12 protein-coding genes are annotated in these 19355 nt (G+C 33.0%); 4 read left to right on the forward strand and 8 right to left on the reverse strand.

From position 1 onward, the window contains the following. Positions 1-104: 104 nt before the first annotated feature. Positions 105-1295 carry a pyridoxal phosphate-dependent aminotransferase gene (locus AW14_RS08255; RefSeq protein ID WP_044638386.1) on the reverse strand — a complete coding sequence of 397 codons (1191 nt, stop codon included), beginning with the start codon at positions 1293-1295 and terminating at the stop codon, positions 105-107. Between the two features lie 126 nt (positions 1296-1421). Between AW14_RS08255 and AW14_RS08260 the strand changes: the two genes are divergently transcribed. Then, positions 1422-2768: a PDZ domain-containing protein gene (locus AW14_RS08260; RefSeq protein WP_044638387.1), complete on the forward strand. Its 1347-nt coding sequence runs from the start codon at positions 1422-1424 to the stop codon at positions 2766-2768. 54 nt (positions 2769-2822) lie between these two features. On the opposite strand, the gene AW14_RS08265 is transcribed toward AW14_RS08260, so the two are convergent. Further along, positions 2823-3248, reverse strand: a complete 426-nt coding sequence (locus AW14_RS08265; protein ID WP_044638388.1) for a DUF1573 domain-containing protein — start codon at positions 3246-3248, stop codon at positions 2823-2825. Positions 3249-3501: 253 nt separating this feature from the next. Between AW14_RS08265 and AW14_RS08270 the strand changes: the two genes are divergently transcribed. After that, positions 3502-6138 (forward strand): valine--tRNA ligase, encoded by a 2637-nt coding sequence (locus tag AW14_RS08270; protein ID WP_044638389.1) that lies wholly within the window; start codon positions 3502-3504, stop codon positions 6136-6138. Between the two features lie 79 nt (positions 6139-6217). Here the strand turns inward: AW14_RS08270 and AW14_RS08275 are convergent, their stop codons facing one another. The 6 genes from AW14_RS08275 to AW14_RS08300 all read right to left on the reverse strand — a co-directional run bounded on the left by AW14_RS08275 (position 6218) and on the right by AW14_RS08300 (position 15937). Then, the gene (locus AW14_RS08275; RefSeq protein ID WP_052647457.1) at positions 6218-7852 is read right to left on the reverse strand and encodes a DUF1501 domain-containing protein; all 1635 of its coding nucleotides are present in this window, start codon (positions 7850-7852) and stop codon (positions 6218-6220) included. Between the two features lie 11 nt (positions 7853-7863). Then, positions 7864-9504: a DUF1800 domain-containing protein gene (locus AW14_RS08280; protein ID WP_044638390.1), complete on the reverse strand. Its 1641-nt coding sequence runs from the start codon at positions 9502-9504 to the stop codon at positions 7864-7866. A 152-nt stretch (positions 9505-9656) separates the two neighbouring features. Then, positions 9657-11807 carry a cation:proton antiporter gene (locus AW14_RS08285; RefSeq protein WP_044638391.1) on the reverse strand — a complete coding sequence of 717 codons (2151 nt, stop codon included), beginning with the start codon at positions 11805-11807 and terminating at the stop codon, positions 9657-9659. A gap of 96 nt (positions 11808-11903) precedes the next feature. Continuing rightward, positions 11904-14222 carry a TonB-dependent receptor plug domain-containing protein gene (locus tag AW14_RS08290; protein ID WP_044638392.1) on the reverse strand — a complete coding sequence of 773 codons (2319 nt, stop codon included), beginning with the start codon at positions 14220-14222 and terminating at the stop codon, positions 11904-11906. Further along, positions 14215-15111 carry a FecR family protein gene (locus tag AW14_RS08295; protein WP_044638393.1) on the reverse strand — a complete coding sequence of 299 codons (897 nt, stop codon included), beginning with the start codon at positions 15109-15111 and terminating at the stop codon, positions 14215-14217. The genes AW14_RS08290 and AW14_RS08295 overlap by 8 nt, the downstream gene beginning before the upstream one ends. A 310-nt stretch (positions 15112-15421) precedes the next feature. Further along, on the reverse strand, positions 15422-15937 hold the full coding sequence (locus AW14_RS08300) for an RNA polymerase sigma factor (protein ID WP_044638394.1): 516 nt from the start codon (positions 15935-15937) through the stop codon (positions 15422-15424). A 114-nt stretch (positions 15938-16051) separates the two neighbouring features. Between AW14_RS08300 and AW14_RS08305 the strand changes: the two genes are divergently transcribed. Both AW14_RS08305 and ffh read left to right on the forward strand, forming a co-directional pair. Then, entirely contained in the window at positions 16052-17806 is a 1755-nt protein-coding gene (locus AW14_RS08305; protein WP_154662142.1) for a hypothetical protein, read from the forward strand. Between the two features lie 194 nt (positions 17807-18000). Beyond that, entirely contained in the window at positions 18001-19329 is a 1329-nt protein-coding gene (gene ffh, locus AW14_RS08310; RefSeq protein ID WP_044638396.1) for a signal recognition particle protein, read from the forward strand. Positions 19330-19355: the final 26 nt, after the last annotated feature.

Raw genomic sequence — 19355 nt, forward strand, 5'->3', positions numbered from 1 at the left:
ATGGAAATCCTTTTTTTGAGGTACGAAAAAAAAGATTGTAATGAATAGCCCGACCCTTGTGGTAACGCCCTAAATGTAACTAAAATTTCTAGCTTTTTATTGTATTAGTCTTTATAAACTTTTAAGGCTTCTTTTAAAATATGAACGGCTTTTATAAGGCTCTCTTTTTTAAGCACATAGGCGATGCGTACTTGGTTTAAGCCCAGGCCTGGTGTGGAATAAAATCCGCCAGCGGGAGCTACCATAACGGTTTCGCCATTAACGTCGAATGATTCTAGAAGCCACTGTGCAAAGTCATCGGAATTTTTTATTGGCAATTCTACAATGCAGTAAAATGCGCCTTTTGGGGTTCCTACTTTTACACCGTCTATTTTACGTAATTCGGTTATTAGGGTGTCGCGACGCTCTACATATTCGGCAATAACATCGTCGAAATAACTTTGTGGCGTGTCTAAAGCTGCTTCACTGGCTATTTGAGCGTAAGTTGGCGGACTTAAACGTGCTTGTGCAAATTTTAAAACCGTTTGCAACACTGTTTTGTTTTTTGAAACTAAACAACCCACGCGCGCACCACACATACTGTAACGTTTTGAAACAGAGTCTATTACTACGGCATGCTCTTGGAGTCCTTCTACTTGCATGATGGAGTAATGTGATTGGCCGTCGTAAACGAATTCTCTGTAAACTTCGTCGGCAACTAAAAACAAATCGTGTTTTATTGCTAAAGAAGCGAGTTTGTTTATTTCTTCTTTTGAATATAAGTAACCGGTAGGGTTTCCTGGGTTACAAATTAAAATAGCTTTGGTTTTAGGCGTGATAAGTTTTTCGAAGGTTTCGATAGATGGTAATGCGAAATTATCTTCGATGCTACACACGGCTGGTACGACGTTTACTCCCGATGAGGTTGAAAACGCAATGTAATTTGCGTAAAATGGCTCGGAAATGATAACTTCATCGCCGGGATCCATGATGCTGCTAAATAAAAATAATAATCCTTCGCTAGCTCCTGTTGTTACAACAATGTCTTTGTGAGTTACATCAATATCGAATTTATTGTAATAGGCCGCTAGTTTTTTTCTGTAAGTATCGGAACCTTCAGATCTTGAATATGATAATATTTCTACCGTATTGTTTTTTACGGCTTCAAGTGCTACTTCTGGTGTTTTAATATCGGGTTGACCAATATTAAGGTAATATATGGATTTACCGTCTTTTACAGCTTGTTCTGCAAACGGCACTAATTTACGTATTGGAGATTCTGGCATTAAAAGCCCTTTTCTAGAAATAGTTGGCATTTTTTAAAAATTATAGGGCGCAAAGTTGAGAAAATTATCTTAAAGTTTTTTTAAAATAGCGATTAAATTGTTTATAGTAAATTAAAGATTTGTAAATTAAACAGGTTTACCTTTTGTGTAATTGAAATGAAAAAATCTTGTTATTTTTTATGGATTCTTTGGCTGTTGAGCAATTTGGCATTCTCGCAGGGCAAATTTTATGTTCAAAACGATAAGGAAACCGATAAAATCAAGTTTCAATTAGTTAATAATTTAGTTATTCTGCCCGTTGAAATTAATGGTGTAACCCTCTCTTTTTTGCTAGACACCGGGGTTAGTAAGCCTATTGTGTTTAATATTTTTAATATTTCTGATAGTTTAAAAATAAAAAAGACAGAGAAGGTTTTTTTAAGAGGTTTGGGTGAAGGAGAACAAATTGAAGCCTACAAATCTGAAAAAAATATGTTTCGAGTGGGCGATGCTATTAATTTAAATCAGGACTTATATGCTATTTACAATGCAGATTTAGATTTTTCGTCTAAGTTAGGATTTCCTGTTCATGGTATTATTGGGTTCGATTTGTTTAAAGATTTGGTAGTGGAGATTAATTATGCGAAACAATATTTAAAATTAACAAACCCCAGTAAGTACAAGTATAAAGTTTGTAGAAAGTGCGAGCTTTTAAATTTGGAGTTTTATAATAATAAGCCATTTGTTGCTGCATCGATTGGAAAAGAAAATGCTAAAATACCTGTGAAATTACTTATAGATACGGGTGGGAGTGATGCCTTGTGGTTATTTGAAAGTGATTCACTAGGAATAAAATCTGATAAAGCTTTTTTTAATGATTTTTTAGGGCACGGCTTGAGTGGAAGTGTTTACGGGAAGCGATCGAAGTTAGATCGATTTACTATTGGTAGTTTTAATTTAGAAACCACCAATGTAGCTTATCCCGATTCGTTGTTTATAGTTTATGCAAAAAAGCACACCAGTAGAAATGGTAGTATTTCGGGAAATATTTTAAAGCGTTTTAATCTGGTTTTCGATTATAAAAATGCGATTGTTATGTTAAAAAAGAACAAATATTTTAAAGAACCATTTTATTACAACAAAAGCGGTATTGAATTACATCATAACGGATTGCGATTGGTTCGGGAACAAGATGATAAAATCGATTTAGAGAAATCGAGTATGTTAAGAAACGAAAATGCTTCGAATAGCACTCGAATAATTTTAAATCCACAATACAAGCTAACATTGAAACCAGCATATGCAGTTATAGAACTCCGTGAAAACTCTGCAGCATACAAAGCAGGTTTAAAAATTAACGATATTATTTTAACTATAAACGGAAAGCCTGCGCATCAATTTACATTACAGCAAGTTATGGAGAAATTTTATGATGACGACGGTAAGCAAATTAAATTACGCGTAGACAGAAAGGGTATCATTCTCAATTTTAATTTTAAACTGGAAAGTCCTCTTTTAAACTAAATAAAAAACGCTGAGATATTCTCAGCGTTTTAATTTATTGTGTTTTAAATGTGCTTATTGTTGCACGATACTTTTTCCTTTTTTTTCTAAAACATTAGAACTGTTAGACTCAATAACTTCACCTTTAATTTTTAAAGCTACCGTAGGTGTTGTTGCGTTAGACATTACCGTAATGGTTTTTCTAATAGGGCTTACTCTGTTCGTGTCGTATTTAACTTCAATTTTACCAGAAGCTTTTGGCATAACAGGATCTTTAGTCCAACTTGGTACTGTACAACCACAGCTAGATGTTACATTCGAAATAATTAATGGCGCATCACCTGTATTTGTAAATTCGAAAACACGAACCCCGTTTGCTCCTTTTTCAATAGTTCCGTAGTCTATAGTATCTGTTTTAAATTCAATTTTAGCTGCTTTATCTTGAGCATTCATTGTTAAACTTAATACACCTATAAATAAAATAGTAATTATTTTTTTCATGATTTTAATGTTATATTGTTAATAATATCTTCCGTATTTATAATCTTTTTAAAGTTCAAACATAGTTACTTTTTAGTCAAACCCCAAAAATATTGGACGTAATGCATGTTTGTTAACATAATTTTAATTAAACACGTCATTTTAAACTATGATTTTAATTGTTTGCAAACCTTAAATTTTTAGCGTTGCACATTTCACAACACAAGAAATATAAGTACTTTTGCAAACTAATATTCAAAAACTATTCCAAAGTATGCAAATGCCTTCAAAATATGATGCAAGTCAGGTAGAAAACAAATGGTACGACTACTGGATGAAACATAATTATTTTCATTCCACACCAGATGAGAGAGAACCTTACACCATAGTAATTCCGCCACCAAACGTTACTGGGGTCTTACACATGGGGCATATGCTTAATAATACCATTCAAGATGTTTTAATTCGTCGTGCACGTTTACAAGGCAAAAATGCTTGTTGGGTGCCTGGTACAGACCATGCCTCTATTGCTACCGAAGCAAAAGTAGTAGCTAAATTAAAAGAGCAGGGCATCGATAAAAACGATTTATCACGCGATGAGTTTTTAAAGCACGCTTGGGATTGGACCCACGAATATGGTGGTGTTATTTTAGAGCAACTTAAAAAGTTAGGCTGTTCTTGCGATTGGGATAGAACTAAGTTTACTATGGATGACGATATGTCTGAAGCAGTAATAAAAGTTTTTGTCGATTTATTTAATAAAGGACATATTTATCGTGGTTACCGCATGGTTAACTGGGATCCGGAAGCGCAAACAACCCTTTCGGACGAAGAGGTTATTTATGAAGAAAAACAAGGAAATCTTTACTATTTAAAATATAAAATTGAAGGCAGTAACGATACCTTAACCATTGCAACAACGCGTCCTGAAACCATTTTTGGAGATACCGCTATTTGTATTAACCCAAACGACGAACGTTTTGCACACTTACGTGGAAAAAATGCCATAGTGCCTATTTGTAATCGTGTTATTCCTATTATTGAAGATGACTATGTCGATATGGAATTTGGTACAGGTTGTTTAAAAGTGACGCCTGCACACGACGAAAACGATAAAAATTTAGGCGATAAACATAACCTAGAAGTCATCGATATTTTTAATGCCAATGCCACTTTAAATAGTTTTGGTATGCATTACGAAGGGCAAGATCGTTTTGTGGTTCGAAAGGCAATAGCCAAAGAACTAGAAGAAAATGGTACGCTGCTTAAAACAGAAACACATATTAATAAAGTTGGTACATCAGAACGTACCAAAGCGGTTATCGAGCCTCGATTAAGCGACCAGTGGTTTTTAAAAATGGAAGAACTCGTAAAACCAGCCATTGAGGCCGTTTTGGGTGAAGATTCAGAAATTAAATTATTCCCTAAAAAGTTCGAAAACACCTATCGTCATTGGATGGAAAATATCCGCGATTGGAATATTTCTCGTCAGTTATTATGGGGACAACAAATACCAGCGTATTACTACGGCGATGGTAAAGAAGATTTTGTAGTTGCCGAAACCATTAATGAAGCTTTAGAATTAGCAAAACAAAAAACCAATAACCACAAACTAACGCTTAAGGATTTAAAACAAGAAACCGATGCTTTAGATACGTGGTTTTCTTCTTGGTTGTGGCCTATGAGTGTGTTTGATGGCATTAGAAATCCTGAAAACGACGATATAAAATATTATTACCCAACAAACGATTTGGTTACGGGTCCAGATATTTTGTTTTTCTGGGTAGCACGTATGATTATTGCAGGTTACGAATACACCGGTGAAAAACCATTCAACAATGTGTATTTAACTGGTTTAGTGCGCGATAAACAACGTCGTAAAATGAGTAAATCGTTAGGGAATTCACCGGATGCCTTAAAACTTATTGAAGAATATAGCGCCGATGGTGTTCGTGTTGGTCTGTTGTTAAGTAGTGCAGCAGGAAATGATTTAATGTTCGACGAAGCGCTTTGTCAACAAGGAAAAGGTTTTGGTAACAAAATTTGGAATGCTTACCGATTAGTTGATGGTTGGGACATTAGCGAAAACATCGAACAACCAGAAGCTAGCAAAATTGCTATCGAGTGGTACGAGTCGAAGTTTCAAAAAGCCTTAATCGAAATTGAAGATCACTTTAGTAAATACCGTTTAAGCGATGCGTTAATGGCTATTTACAAATTAATTTACGACGATTTCTGTGGTTGGCTATTAGAAATGGTAAAACCAGCGTACCAACAACCTATAGACCAAGTAACTTACAATGCTATCATTGCAATTTTCGAAGAAAATTTAAAAATTGTGCATCCGTTTATGCCATTTTTAACCGAAGATATATGGCATTACATTAAAGAGCGTACACCAGAAGAAGCTTTAATTATTGCAAAATGGCCAGAAGCTAAACCCGTTAATGAAACTTTAATTAATGAGTTTGAATTTGCATCAGAAGTTATTTCGGGAATAAGAAATGTTAGAAAACAAAAAAACATTGCTTTTAAAGATGTTATTGGTTTTTCTGTAATTAACAACGAAAATACCAGTATTACGTTCGATGGCATCATTGCTAAACTCGGCAACTTAGAAAGCATAGACTATGTTACAGAAGCTGTTGAAGGCGCTTTAACTTATCGTGTTAAATCTAACGAGTATTTTATTCCTATGGCAGGAAGCATCGATGTAGAAGCCGAAATAAAAAAATTAACCGAAGAGTTAAATTACACCGAAGGCTTTTTGAAATCGGTTCAAAAGAAACTGTCTAACGAGCGTTTTGTAGCAGGAGCACCCGAGCAAGTTATTGCAAACGAACGCAATAAGGAGGCAGATGCTCTGGCAAAAATTGAAACGTTAAAGGCAAGTTTGGCAAGTCTTAACTAATTGGTTTATTTTCTTGATGCTTTTTTTTGTCACAATTTTTTGTTTGTGAAATGCCTCATTGTTTAAATTTTGTTAAACACTACATTTTAATCACTTTATGAATTTCTTTTTTACCACCAGTCGTTATTTCAATGATGTAAACACCAGAACTTAGATTTGATAAATTCATGCTTAATTTTCCAAAAGTTGTGGGTTCGGTTTTGTTAAAAAGTAAATTCCCTGAAGTATTATAAACTTTGTAGTTTACAGAATGTGTATCATCTTCAAGAGATAAATGAAGCACATTGTTAAATGGATTGGGGTATAAAATCCATTTTTTTTCAGAATTTGTGGGATCATCTGTATTCAAAGATCCTAAACAACTTGCAGTAACAGCGTAAGGTTCTTTTATGAGGTCACTTATTTTTAAATCTGTAAAACTTTCGTTGGTAGTGTGGTTAAAAAAGGTGCCATCTATAATAGTATTTGGCGCTCCTAAAAAGTCCTGTAATAATGTAGCAAAGGTTTGTCGGTAATCATATTGTACCGTTTGTATTTGGTAATTATTACTACTAGTAGCTTCTGTTAAATTAGGGTTTATCCCTGAAACGCCACCATAAACAGGTTCTCCAAAAACAAACATAGGTGCAATTTCTCCATGGTCGGTGCCTAAGCTGCCATTTTCTCCTGCTTTTCTTCCAAATTCAGAAAATGTTAAGCCAACAACATCTTCAGCTATATTCTGACTTTTTAAATCGTTCATAAAAGATTCAATAGCTTGTGATAATTGCGTTAGCAAATCGTAATGTTTACCAGTAACATCTCCTGTTGCTTGTACCTGAGCATTGTGTGTATCAAAACCGCCCAAACGTACCATATAAATTTTGGTTTGTAAATCGCCACTAATTAAACGTGCCACTGTTTTTAATTGGTTTGCAATATCGGTATTTGGGTAACTTATATCATTTTGTCCAGAATTAAAAGCATTGGAAATAGATTGCGCATATTGGTTTGATAGCGCATCCGTATTTTTTATAAATTCCAGTTCTTTGCCATAATCGGTATTAGGAATGTTGGTAGGTGGCACACCACCTAAACCATTTAAAATAGAATAAAACCCCGAAGGATCTTGTCCTGTAATATTTAACGCTAAACCGTGAGCTTCTTCACCATGAAACCCAAGTGATGTTTTGCTAGAGCCAATTTCAACAGCAAGTGGAAAATTTTCTATGATAAGGTTTGGATAGTATAATTCCATAAAGCGTCCCATCCAACCAGAATCTACACCATTTAAAAGACTATTGCCATCATTTCCAGTTAAATATAAATCGGTTGATTTAAAATGACTTTTATTTTGTGATGGATATCCAACAGATTGTATAATGCGAAGCCAACTTTTATCGTAAAGTGATTTAAAACTTGTTAACGCAGGGTTTAAACCTACTTGCTGGTTTGAAGGCAACGTAGTATCTAAGGTTATGTATTTATTTAATCCAGTTTCTGGAATTTTTATGTTTGGTCTTAAATTGCTATACGTATCGTATTGGTTTAAGGGAATTACTGTATTTAAACCATCATTGGCACCTGCTAAATTTATTAACACCAGTTTCCTGTTAGACACGTTAGGGCATCCAGCAAAAGGTAAATACGATTTTAATGCAGCTTGTAATTGAAAAGGTGTAAGTCCTATAGCAGAAGCGGCAGCAGAGAGTTTAATAAATTTTCTTCTTTCCATGGTTTGTGGTTTTACATTAATTGAAATTCTGCTGCGTTAATCATGGCTGTAATTAAAGCATCTAATCTTACTTTTACGGTTGTATTATCGTTTGTACTTATATAGTCGCTCCAAGCACCTGTCCAGTAATAATCAGGGAAACCAGCATCCACTAAAAAGCCTTTAAAATAATTGGTTCTATCGGTATCTATACTTTCTGGATATAGTAAATTGGCAATTTCAGTTACTAAATCGTTAGGGTTTGATGGATTTAAAATGTTATTTTTAACAAACAAAACGGTATCTAGCTTAACAAAAATGTTACCAGAGGTTATGGTATTTTTTCCTAGAATTAAACTTTCAATTAATTTATATCTGGAAATAAGTGTGTTTGATGAAAACCAAAGTCTATCAAAATCGGGTTCTTGATAATGTGCTGGATAACCTGCAACAGAATCTGGATTGAAAAAATCCATACTAGCACCTTTTAAATACACATTATGCACAAAATAAAAGAAGAAGTTAGCATAGTATTGTGCCGCATTGGTGTTAGGGTTTGGTAATTCAAGATTGAATAAGGTAGAAACTTCGTTTAATAGTTGCATCGGGCTTTTAACAATAGAACCTATAATGTTATCAGATGGATTGCCATCATCGGCATCATAAAAATGCTCGCTAGCCAATAATGCTTTTACCACAGGTAAAATATCGTAATTATTAGTAATAAGTATCTGTGAAAGTGGTGTAATAATATCGTTTTCAACAGTTTCATTCCATTCACTTTTCACATAAAATTTATATAATTTTCGGCAGTAAGCTTTTGCAGTTTCGGGTTGTGCAAATACCATTTCAACAAAATCATGTAATTCTTCAAACATGCCAGTTTCAGTATTTTTACCAATAATTACTTGGTTATTAAAGGCAGCACTAAATGTTTTGTTGCTTGTACTGTGTTGGTTTTTGTTTGCATAACCACTTGGTAAATTTGTTTCGGTATCAATAATGGCTCTGCTAAGTTGTTGTTTAAATCCAGAAAATACTTTGGCAGCTTGCTGTACATCAATTTCTGTATAGTTGGTGTAGTTACCGTTACCTATTTGTGGGCCTTTTAAAATTGTGAATAACTCTAGAAACTCTCGGGCATAATTTTCGTTTGGATTTGTTGCCACATTGTTTGTGTTATCTAAATAATCGAGCATCGAATTATCTAAAGTTATTTTTTTGGCTAAGGTTTTTAAATTTCCGTAGGCATATAAATCTAGTAATTGAATGTGGTCATAAAAGTTAGTAGATAAACCAGCGCCCGAATCTTTACCAACTGTAAAACTAGTATGTATAAAAAAACTTAACTTATGTTTTAGCGTTACTTGATTTATCGCATTGTACCACCACCACGCTGTAACCAATGCTCTTTTGCGTGTTTGTCCTGTAAACGTGTTGGGGTGATTTGTAGATGAGGTCCAAAACCCATCGGGATTTGAGGTTGGTAACGGATCGTATGGTTCTGCTAAGATGTTTGGTGGCAAAGTAGCTAAACTATTAACAGCATCGGTAGCCGTCATATCTGCAATGGCATCTAACTGTGATTTAGAATAGTTAAATGTGGCGCGTCTAAGCAAATGTTTTGCTTTTCTAAAGCCTAATTTTGAAGTTAACGGATTTAGTGATGCCATATTTAGTTTACTTAGTTAGTGGTTGGTTGTATCTAAAATAGATAATTTAATATTACAATTTTTTTAAAATATCATTAAATCGTTGAAAAACATTTTTATTGTGTTATTTATCTGATTTTATGATGTTTATAAGAGTAATGAAGGAAGTGTAATCATCTATTTTTCCGAAAAACATTAGCAATGTTTTTGCCTAATTCATCAAGTTTTTCTATGGGTTCCAATAATGAAGGATTATTAAACTCGATGGTTTCATTAATAGGAAGGGTTTTCATTATTGGGCAAACCAAAATAAAATTATTCGATTTAAAATAGCGGTTTAAGTAAATAGAAATGTTTTTTATGTTTTTGTTATAAGACGGTTCGTCTTTTCGGGTTAAAATAAAAATTAAATTATCATCTAACTTTATATTGCTAGAAAGCGCTTTTGTATTATTCCAACTATCGAATGTTATAAAATCAGCATCAATAGGATGTTCTGCATGAATATTTTGAATGAATTTTATGGTTTGTTGGGTGCCATAAAAAATTATTTTAGCGCCTGTATTATACGAGATATTCCAAATATTATCTAACCAAAACGGAAATCCAACTTCGTTTTCTACATTGTTTGGCATAATAACAATGTGCCGTTTTATAGTAGCAATGGTTTGAGACGCTTTGTAAATAAAACTTGTAGCGTTGCATTTAGATAAAACTCCTTCGGTTAAACTGCCTAAAAATGACTCGGAGATATTGGTTTTAACATGTAAACCTAAAATCAAATCTGTGGCTTTTTTTTCTTTGGTAACATTTAATATACCGTTCATAATATTCAAATCATAACGCAGTAATTTGTTTAGTTTTATATCTGTAGAAGCTCCTATTTTTACAGCTTTATCAAGAAGTTTTATAGCATTGGTTTCGGCATGAACATCGGTAGTATCATGATTTATTACATGCATTGCAAACAACGCATTTTTATTTTCTTTAGATTTTAATATCGTACTTAAACTAATTAATTCTTCAACAGTTTCGGTGTTATTAATTGCAATGATAAATTTTTCCTGATTAACTAAATTCTTTTTGTCTTTTGCTGTAGATTGAAAAAGCGATAGGTTTCTAGCTCCTTTTTGTACCACAAACGTTGAAATGGTGCAGGTTACTAAAATCATGATAATCGTGCCATTTAAAATACTTTCACCTAAAAGCCTAATAGGTTCGCCAGTTTCGGTTTCGCCAATAATAATGTTATAACCTACCGATACGGTTGCCAATGTAACTGCAGCATGAGCAATACTTAAACCAAAAATGATACGGCGTTCATCTACTGAAAATTTAAACGATTTTTGCGTTGCCCAAGCCGCTATAAACTTAGCTAGTGTAACAGCAATCGTCATAACTATAGCAACTAAAATAGTTTCAAAATCCGTGAAAAATGCCCGATAATCAATCAGCATACCAACACCAATAAGGAAAAAAGGAATAAAAATGGCGTTTCCAACAAACTCAATACGGTTCATTAAAGCCGATGTAGAAGGGATTAATCTGTTTAAAGCAAAACCAGAAAGCAATGCGCCAATTATGGCTTCAACACCAGCAACTTCAGCTAAAAAAGCACCCAAAAAAAGCATGGCTAAAACAAAAATATATTGCGATATATTATCATGATAACGCTTTAAAAACCATCTTGCAATAATGGGGAAAATGTGTAAAACTATAAATCCGAATATGATGACCGATATAAAATGGCGTATCCAGAATTCGCTACTTACAGAGCCTTTAGTCATACCAACTATTACTGCTAATACCAATAATGCTAGGGTGTCTGTTATCATAGTACCGCCAACCACTAGGTTTACAGATTGGTTTTTGGTAACACCAAATTTTCCTAGAATAGGGTATGCAATTAAGGTATGAGAAGCAAACATACTGGCAAGAAGTACCGATGTAAGTATTGAAAATTTTAATATAAAAACCCCAACTAAAACACCAAATAACATAGGGATACTAAATGTGAACAAACCAAACAAAAGACTTTTGAATTTGTTTTTTTTAAATTCGTTCATATCTATTTCTAACCCTGCTAGAAACATAATATAAAGTAAACCTGCTGTACCCGATAATATAATACCACTATCGCGTAATAATAAATTAAACCCATTTGGACCAATGATGGCACCAGCAACTATAAGTCCAAGAATATGAGGGATTTTTAATTTATTAAGCAGTATTGGAGCTAATAAAATAATGATTAAAATAACAAGAAACTTTAATACAGGATTTGTAAACGGAAGCGAGAAATCCATGATGTTTAAAAGTAACATAGTTCTTATATTTTATAATCAAATATATGAAATGGATTGTTTCGTTTTCTAAAATAAAAAAGTAGAGATTATTTTAATTTAAGATGAAAAATAATTTTAAAAATGCACTCTAAAACTTATGTTTGGTGTAATGCCTAACGATTGGTTTTCAATGGTGTTAACCACATTATTATCATCTAAAGTGTAATAGGTATTTATAATATTTTTTCTGTTTAGAATATTCCATACAGAAATACCAAAACTACCGCGTGCGGTATTTGTTATGTTGAAATTGTAAGTAGCGGAACAATCGGCGCGTAAATAATTTTGCAATCTGCTACTATTTGGTGATTCATAAGTAATTACATCATCATCTGGATTATCTGAAGCACTTGGAACCGTATGGGGTTTTCCAGAAAACCAATTGACGCCCAAAGCAAACTTTATGTTGTTTAAAGCACAGGTATTTGCAAAGGAGATAGCATGTCGAATATCGGTGTTATTCGGTAAGGCTTCTCCATTGTTTAAATTTTTAAAATGGTAATTATTACTGCTGTAAGAATAAGAAATCCAGGAACTTAAAAAGGTGTTGAATTTCTTGTTAATTAATACATCAACGCCTTTTATGGTGTAGTTTCCAGTATCGTTTACAAACTGAAACTGGTTTTGAAATCCTTGGCTACGAGCAGTAATACCATCTACTTTTTTAATATAAGCCTCGGTACTAATTAATAATTTATTCTTATTAAAATGGATGCCAGCAGAAGCTTGTTTACTTTTTAAAATGGGGATGTTTTCATTATTAGATAAAATCCATCGACGCTTCTCGATACCTAAAAAGTCGTTTTGTAAATCGATGATTTGTGAGGTGGTCTGACTTTTAAATTCTCCAAGTATTTCAACTCTAAAATGATTTAAAAACCGTTGGCTAAAACTCAATCGAGGTTCGGGAATAAGCATATCGAATTTCTGAAAATAGTTAAGTCTACCTCCTAATTTTACTCTGGTTTTAGTATTGTTTGATAGGTATTCGGCTTCGTTGTATATGGCATGACTTCTTATTACTTCTTTAATATAACTTCTAAAAATAGGGTTGTTAACATCTTCTAAATTACTTATGCCTACTTCATTAAATTGATAACCACCATTTATTTTGAATGAGGAATTGCTATTATAATTAATGTCTAGTTTGAAAGCACCATCAAACACTTCGTTTTCTTGAATTAAACGTTGATTTTTAGTGATGTCGAAGTTGGTAGCATTTAAATCGTAATTAGAAACATATAATTGCGCTGTTGTAGATAATTTAGGGCTCCAATCTCTGGTGTAGGTGATGCTGGTTGCTAAATTTTCTTGCGATAATTTACTGTTTAAAGCTTCACTTTGGTTATTTACGGTAGATTGTTCATCGTAATTCAAATCGTTATTCACATTTAAAAAGTGAATACGAATTTTATCGTTCTCTGTTATATCATACAAAAATTTTAAAGTAACATCGTAGAAATAAAACGATTCGTTTTGTGAAATGGAAGTGGAGTTGTTATTGTTCGATAAATCGGAATCTTGAAATATGCGTTTAAAATATTGGCTGTATGTAGGTGTTACAATAAAATCGGTAATTGAACGGCGCAACGATAGTTGAAGCTCTGTTTTTTTTGATAAGGGTATTTTTGCAAACGCATCGCCATTAATTAAATTAAATCCTGCACCAGCTTTAAATTCATTATCAATATCGTTAGGTAGTTGCATGTCTATAACACTCGATATGCCATCGCCATATTTCGCATTGGTTCCGTTTTTATAAATAGTTACTCGTTTGGTGGTGTATGGGTTGAATGCTGAAATTAATCCGAAAAAATGACCCGACTGATACATTTTGATGCCATCCCAAAGTAGTAAATTTTGGTCGTGCGTACCACCACGCACATTAATATTCGATACGGTTTCATCGGTACTCATAACACCCGGAATGGCTTGAATGGTTTGTAAAACATCTGGTTCTATAAGACCAGGTAAAATGCCAAAAATTTCAGGTTTTATAGTAATAGAACCATCGTTTAATTTAGTAATACCCGTGGTTAGGTAATTACTAACTATAATTTCATCCAACCGTTGGATATTAAATGTTGAAGTTTCGGTTTCGGCGATGTCTTTAATTACAATAAATCGATTATTTAAAACCTCAAAATCTAAATGAGTTTCCTTTTTTAAAATGTTTAAAGCATCGTCTAGCAATACATCTTCATCGGGTAATATGGTTGTTTTATTTTTAATAACACGATCAACATAAGAAAAACGGACGTTGTAGCGTGTTTCTAAAATTTTTATAACACGAATTAAAGGTTGTTTTTCTTGTGGATGGTTTTGACTTTCTACAACGTCAATTTTCAAAAAAAACAATAGGTAAAAAATAGAAATGGTAAGTTTTCTACTCACGTTTTAAAGTTATAGTATTGTTGGTTTTACTATAGGTTAGGTGTAAAGGTAGGGTTATAGATTTTAAGGCCAAATCTAGGTTTGAGTGTGTAAAACTTCCTGTAAATAGCTCGTTAGTATCTATATTTTTTAGAGTTATATTAACGTTATACTGTCTTTCAAATTCGGATATAACGTATTTATAAGGTAAACTTTTAAACGTACTTTCATTATTTAACCACGAAGGTGTTGCGCTGTTTTCTTTTTCATTAGCAATTATTTTCCCATTAATCATTAAAAAACTGTCACCAGGTTTTAATTTAGTTTCTTGAGAATTGAAAGTAACACCAACTAAACCTTCGTAGCAAATAACTTCAAAATAGTTTTCTCTTTGTTTAACATTAAATTGAGTACCGTATACGGTTACTGTTCCTGTTTTAGTTTTTACTTGAAACGTCGCGCCTTTTGCTACTTTAAAAAAGCCTTCGCCTTCAAGTTCTACTTCTCGTTCTTTATTCCATGAACTTTTATTAAATGCTAAATAGGACTTTGCGTTTAAGTTTACAGTAGAATTATCGGGTAAATCTACCAATGTTTTTTGAGCCACATCTGTTGTTATTGTAGTATCTATGGTGGTTGTATAGTAATATAAACCAAAGCAAATAGCAAGTATTGCTGCCACGCGCATTAATGGTTTAAACCAATGTGTTGTTTGCTTTTTGGTAGTTTTAATGGTTTTTAAAACACGTTCAAGTTCGTTAGTAGTATTGTAATCGTCTACTTTAAATGCTTGTAAACCACTGTGTAATTTCACTAAATCATCATAATCTTCAAGCAATTTAAACGCTTCAAGTTCTTCAGGATTTAGGTTGTTATCCAACCATTTCGATATTAAAATTTCTCTTTCCATGTGTTTATACAACTATATAACAGTTTGCTTTTATTTTTTCCTACCCTTAAATAAATTTTTTTTAACAACACTTAATAAATTCAATCTATGTTGTTTTTAACCTAAGTTTTATTAGGTAAATTATATACTTTACTAAAAAGTAAAAACAGTTAATTAAAATAAAAAGCAAAAGAGTCATAAGTAATATGTCTTTTAAATTTGTCAATATACTTGAATCTCGTTTACCTAAATCTAGAATAAATCCAATTAAAGTTATTGAAAAAGAAATAATTATAATTCTTAGTAATATGCTTTGCTTCATTGTAGTTTGTTAAAGTTCCTTAATATCTTTTCTTAATTTTTCTAAAGCACCATAAATACGTTTTTCAACAGCTTTAGTCGAAATTTCTAAAATATCTGCAATTTCTTTAAAGCGTTTACCTTCAACTCGGTTCATCATAAAAGCTTCACGTTGTGCATCTGTTAAGTTAGATAGGGCTTTTTGTAATTTATCCATATACTCGGTTTCCTGCATTAAAAATTCAGGGCTCTCGTTTGTATACATTTTTTGTTTGGTTTGTTGGTGCTTTAAAACAACCTTTTGGTGTGCCGCTTCGTTAAGCATTAAATTATTGGCGGTAGTAAAAACAAAACTTTTGGCTTTATCGGGTGTTATTTTAGAACAATTTTCCCAAAGTTTAACAAAAGCTTCTTGTACTTTATCTTTGGGGTTTAAGAGGTCGCCAAACTTATAATATAAAAAGTTATGTAAATCTTTAGCGTATTTATTAAATATAGAAGTAAACATACGCTCTTCGCAAATGTTTTCCTGTAATTGTTTTTCCATATTTATCTATAGTTGGTTTTACTAAAATAAAAAAAAAGCAAACATAGGGTAGGGATTTTTTAAGTTATCCTGTTTTATAATCAAAAAGCTATGTTTAACCCAAAATCAAACGTCATGAAAACTAAAATGAGAACACTATTATTAATACCTTTTTTTGCCCTTTTATTATTTACATCTTGTCAAGATGAAGTAATCGAAATTACAGAACCAACCGAAGCCGAAGCATTAACAGCCAGTTCCGAACTTACAGCTATGATAAGTTCTACTGCGAAAATGGACGGTTCTAAAGACAACGTTATAGATAATGCCAGTTGTTTGTCGGTACAATTACCAGTAACGGTTATTGCTAACGGAATTGAAGTAAAAATAACAACCGTTGAAGGTTACAAAACCGTTGCAGCCATTTTTAAAGAGTTTGATGACGATGATGATAAACTTCAAATAATGTATCCTATTACAATTATATTATCAGACTACACCGAAGTTGTGGTTAATAACCGCGAAGAATTTATAAACTTAGCAAAAGATTGTAAAGGTGAAAATGAAGAAGACGATGATATAGAATGCATCGATTTTCAGTACCCTATTTCATTTTCAGTGTATAATAGAGAATTTCAGTTAATTAACACTGTAACTATTGAAAGTGATAGACAACTATTCAAATTCATGCATCGTGTTAAAAATAACGAAGTGATAGCAAAATTAAACTATCCTGTAACCATGGAATTAGCTGATGGAACAGAGATTATAGTTAAAAACAATATCGATTTAAGGAATGCTATTGCCGAAGCTAAAAATGCTTGTGATGAAGATGATGACAACGATTTTGGCGACGACGATTTCACAAAAGAACGTTTAGATAATTTATTAAAACAATGTCCTTGGGTTGTTTACGAATTTGAGCGAAATGACGATAATCTTATAGAGATTTACAGAGAATATGCCATTGTTTTTAAAGAAGATAATGTGGTTAGGGTTAGAGCCAGAGGCGGCAATATTTTAACAGGCACATGGTCTACACGTGTAATTAATGATGGTGCTTTAATAAAACTAGAGTTCGAAACCTTAGTAGATTTCTCGCTAGAGTGGTTTGTTTACGATTTAGATCCTGGTAGAATAAAATTATTCAAAGCTGGTGGTAACAGAGCCATTTTAAAGAAAAACTGCGATGTTGTTATAGATTTCACTAAAGAACGCATTGAAAACTATTTACAAGAATGCTTATGGAGAGTTGCAAGATTAAGCGTTAATGGTATAGACAACGAAAAAGAGTATATAGGGACGCCTTTAAAATTCTTTCCAAATAATGTTGTTAAAATTAGAGTGAATGGTGAATTTGTTGAAGGTACTTACCAAATAGGTGTTAGAAATACTGGGTTTGTATTGCAAATAAATTTGGCAGGTCGTCCTAACTTACAACTAGAATGGTTTATTACATTACTTGAACCTGGTTTAATAAAATTAGAGAATGCCAATAGTAGAATGGTTTTAGAGAGACATTGTCCAGATGTTGATGGCGACTTAATTTTTATTGATGGTGCACTTGTTACTGGTTTGTGGGAAGTAGCCTTATACAAAGATGGTAATGAAGACAAAACTAGCAACTACGCCATGTATTCTATAGATTTTAGAATTACAGGTAATGTTAAAGTTTTTAACCCTAACAATGTACTGGTTAATAATGGGTCTTGGTTAACGTATAGAAATAACGGTTTGTTTTTAGGTTTGCTGTTTGAAAACCAACCACCTTTTGGAGCTTTAACTCACAGATGGGTAATTAAAGAAGTTTCAGCAGGTAGAATAGAGCTAAAAGATTTAAGTGCATCAGGCTCTATTGAAAAAATATTAGTACTAGAAAAGAAAAGTTAATTATCTTTTGGTAAAAGGAAATCTTAAATCTTTTTTGGTTTGTTAGGTTAATTATCAAGTTAAGTTTCCTTTATAAGGTCTGTTAAAACTTTGTTTTAGCAGACCTTTTTTTGTTTCATATTTTATAAAATGATACTTCAATAATACACTTCAAATCACTAAATTTGCAATTCTTAAAATTTCAATAAAAAATTATGTTTAATAATTTAAGCGATAAATTAGATAAAGCGTTACACGTTCTTAAAGGACACGGAAGCATCACCGAAGTAAACGTAGCAGAAACGTTAAAAGAAGTGCGTCGTGCCTTACTAGACGCCGATGTTAACTTCAAAATAGCTAAAGATTTCACAACCCGAGTTAAAGAAAAAGCACTGGGTCAAAATGTATTAACTACATTACAACCTGGGCAATTAATGGTTAAAATCGTAAAAGACGAGTTAACCGAACTTATGGGTGGAGATGCCGAAGGCATTAACCTTTCTGGTAACCCAAGTGTTATTCTCATGTCGGGTTTACAAGGTTCTGGTAAAACAACGTTTTCTGGTAAACTTGCTAATTATTTAAAAAACAAGAAAAATAAAAAACCATTATTGGTAGCTTGTGATGTGTATCGTCCTGCCGCTATAGACCAATTACATGTGGTTGGCGGTCAAATTGGTGTTGAGGTTTATAGCGACAAAGGAAACTCCGATCCTGTAGCTATTTCTAAAGCTGGTATTGCTCACGCCAAAGCGAATGGTTACAACATTGTTATTATAGATACTGCAGGTCGTTTAGCTGTAGATGAAGCGATGATGACCGAAATTTCTAATATTCACAAAGCGATTAAGCCACAAGAAACCTTGTTTGTTGTAGATTCTATGACAGGTCAAGATGCTGTAAATACAGCAAAGGCATTTAACGATGTTTTAAATTTTGATGGTGTAATTCTTACCAAATTAGATGGTGATACCCGAGGTGGTGCTGCAATTACAATTAAATCTGTAGTTAATAAGCCTATCAAATTTATTGGTACTGGCGAGAAAATGGAAGCTATTGATGTTTTCTATCCATCACGTATGGCCGATCGTATCTTAGGCATGGGAGACGTTGTGTCGCTGGTAGAAAGAGCTCAAGAACAGTTTGATGAGGAGGAAGCTCGCAAGCTTCAAAAGAAAATTGCTAAAAATCAATTTGGTTTCGACGATTTTTTAAGTCAGATTCAACAAATTAAGAAAATGGGTAACATGAAAGACCTTATGGGTATGATTCCTGGTGCCGGAAAAATGTTGAAAGATGTCGATATTGATGACGATGCTTTTAAAGGTATTGAGGCTATAATTTATTCCATGACGCCTAAAGAAAGAAGCAACCCGGGTATATTAAACGCTAGTAGAAAACAACGTATAGGTAAAGGTTCTGGTACATCGGTACAACAAGTAAATCAGTTGTTAAAGCAATTCAACCAAATGAGCAAAATGATGAAAATGATGCAAGGTGGTGGTGCTAAGAAGATGATGCAGATGATGAAAGGAATGCGTTAATAGAATGTAAATAAAAAGATTTTCTA

Origin of the sequence: Siansivirga zeaxanthinifaciens CC-SAMT-1 (assembly GCF_000941055.1) — a bacterium.
Taxonomy (GTDB): domain Bacteria; phylum Bacteroidota; class Bacteroidia; order Flavobacteriales; family Flavobacteriaceae; genus Siansivirga; species Siansivirga zeaxanthinifaciens.

Bases quoted from the DNA above. Each gene is read 5' to 3' on its own strand.
- AW14_RS08255 (WP_044638386.1), bottom strand. From the start codon at position 1,295: ATGCCAACTATTTCTAGAAAAGGGCTTTTAATGCCAGAATCTCCAATA.
- AW14_RS08260 (WP_044638387.1), top strand. From the start codon at position 1,422: ATGAAAAAATCTTGTTATTTTTTATGGATTCTTTGGCTGTTGAGCAAT.
- AW14_RS08265 (WP_044638388.1), bottom strand. From the start codon at position 3,248: ATGAAAAAAATAATTACTATTTTATTTATAGGTGTATTAAGTTTAACA.
- AW14_RS08270 (WP_044638389.1), top strand. From the start codon at position 3,502: ATGCAAATGCCTTCAAAATATGATGCAAGTCAGGTAGAAAACAAATGG.
- AW14_RS08275 (WP_052647457.1), bottom strand. From the start codon at position 7,852: ATGGAAAGAAGAAAATTTATTAAACTCTCTGCTGCCGCTTCTGCTATA.
- AW14_RS08280 (WP_044638390.1), bottom strand. From the start codon at position 9,504: ATGGCATCACTAAATCCGTTAACTTCAAAATTAGGCTTTAGAAAAGCA.
- AW14_RS08285 (WP_044638391.1), bottom strand. From the start codon at position 11,807: ATGTTACTTTTAAACATCATGGATTTCTCGCTTCCGTTTACAAATCCT.
- AW14_RS08295 (WP_044638393.1), bottom strand. From the start codon at position 15,111: ATGGAAAGAGAAATTTTAATATCGAAATGGTTGGATAACAACCTAAAT.
- AW14_RS08300 (WP_044638394.1), bottom strand. From the start codon at position 15,937: ATGGAAAAACAATTACAGGAAAACATTTGCGAAGAGCGTATGTTTACT.
- AW14_RS08305 (WP_154662142.1), top strand. From the start codon at position 16,052: ATGAAAACTAAAATGAGAACACTATTATTAATACCTTTTTTTGCCCTT.
- ffh (WP_044638396.1), top strand. From the start codon at position 18,001: ATGTTTAATAATTTAAGCGATAAATTAGATAAAGCGTTACACGTTCTT.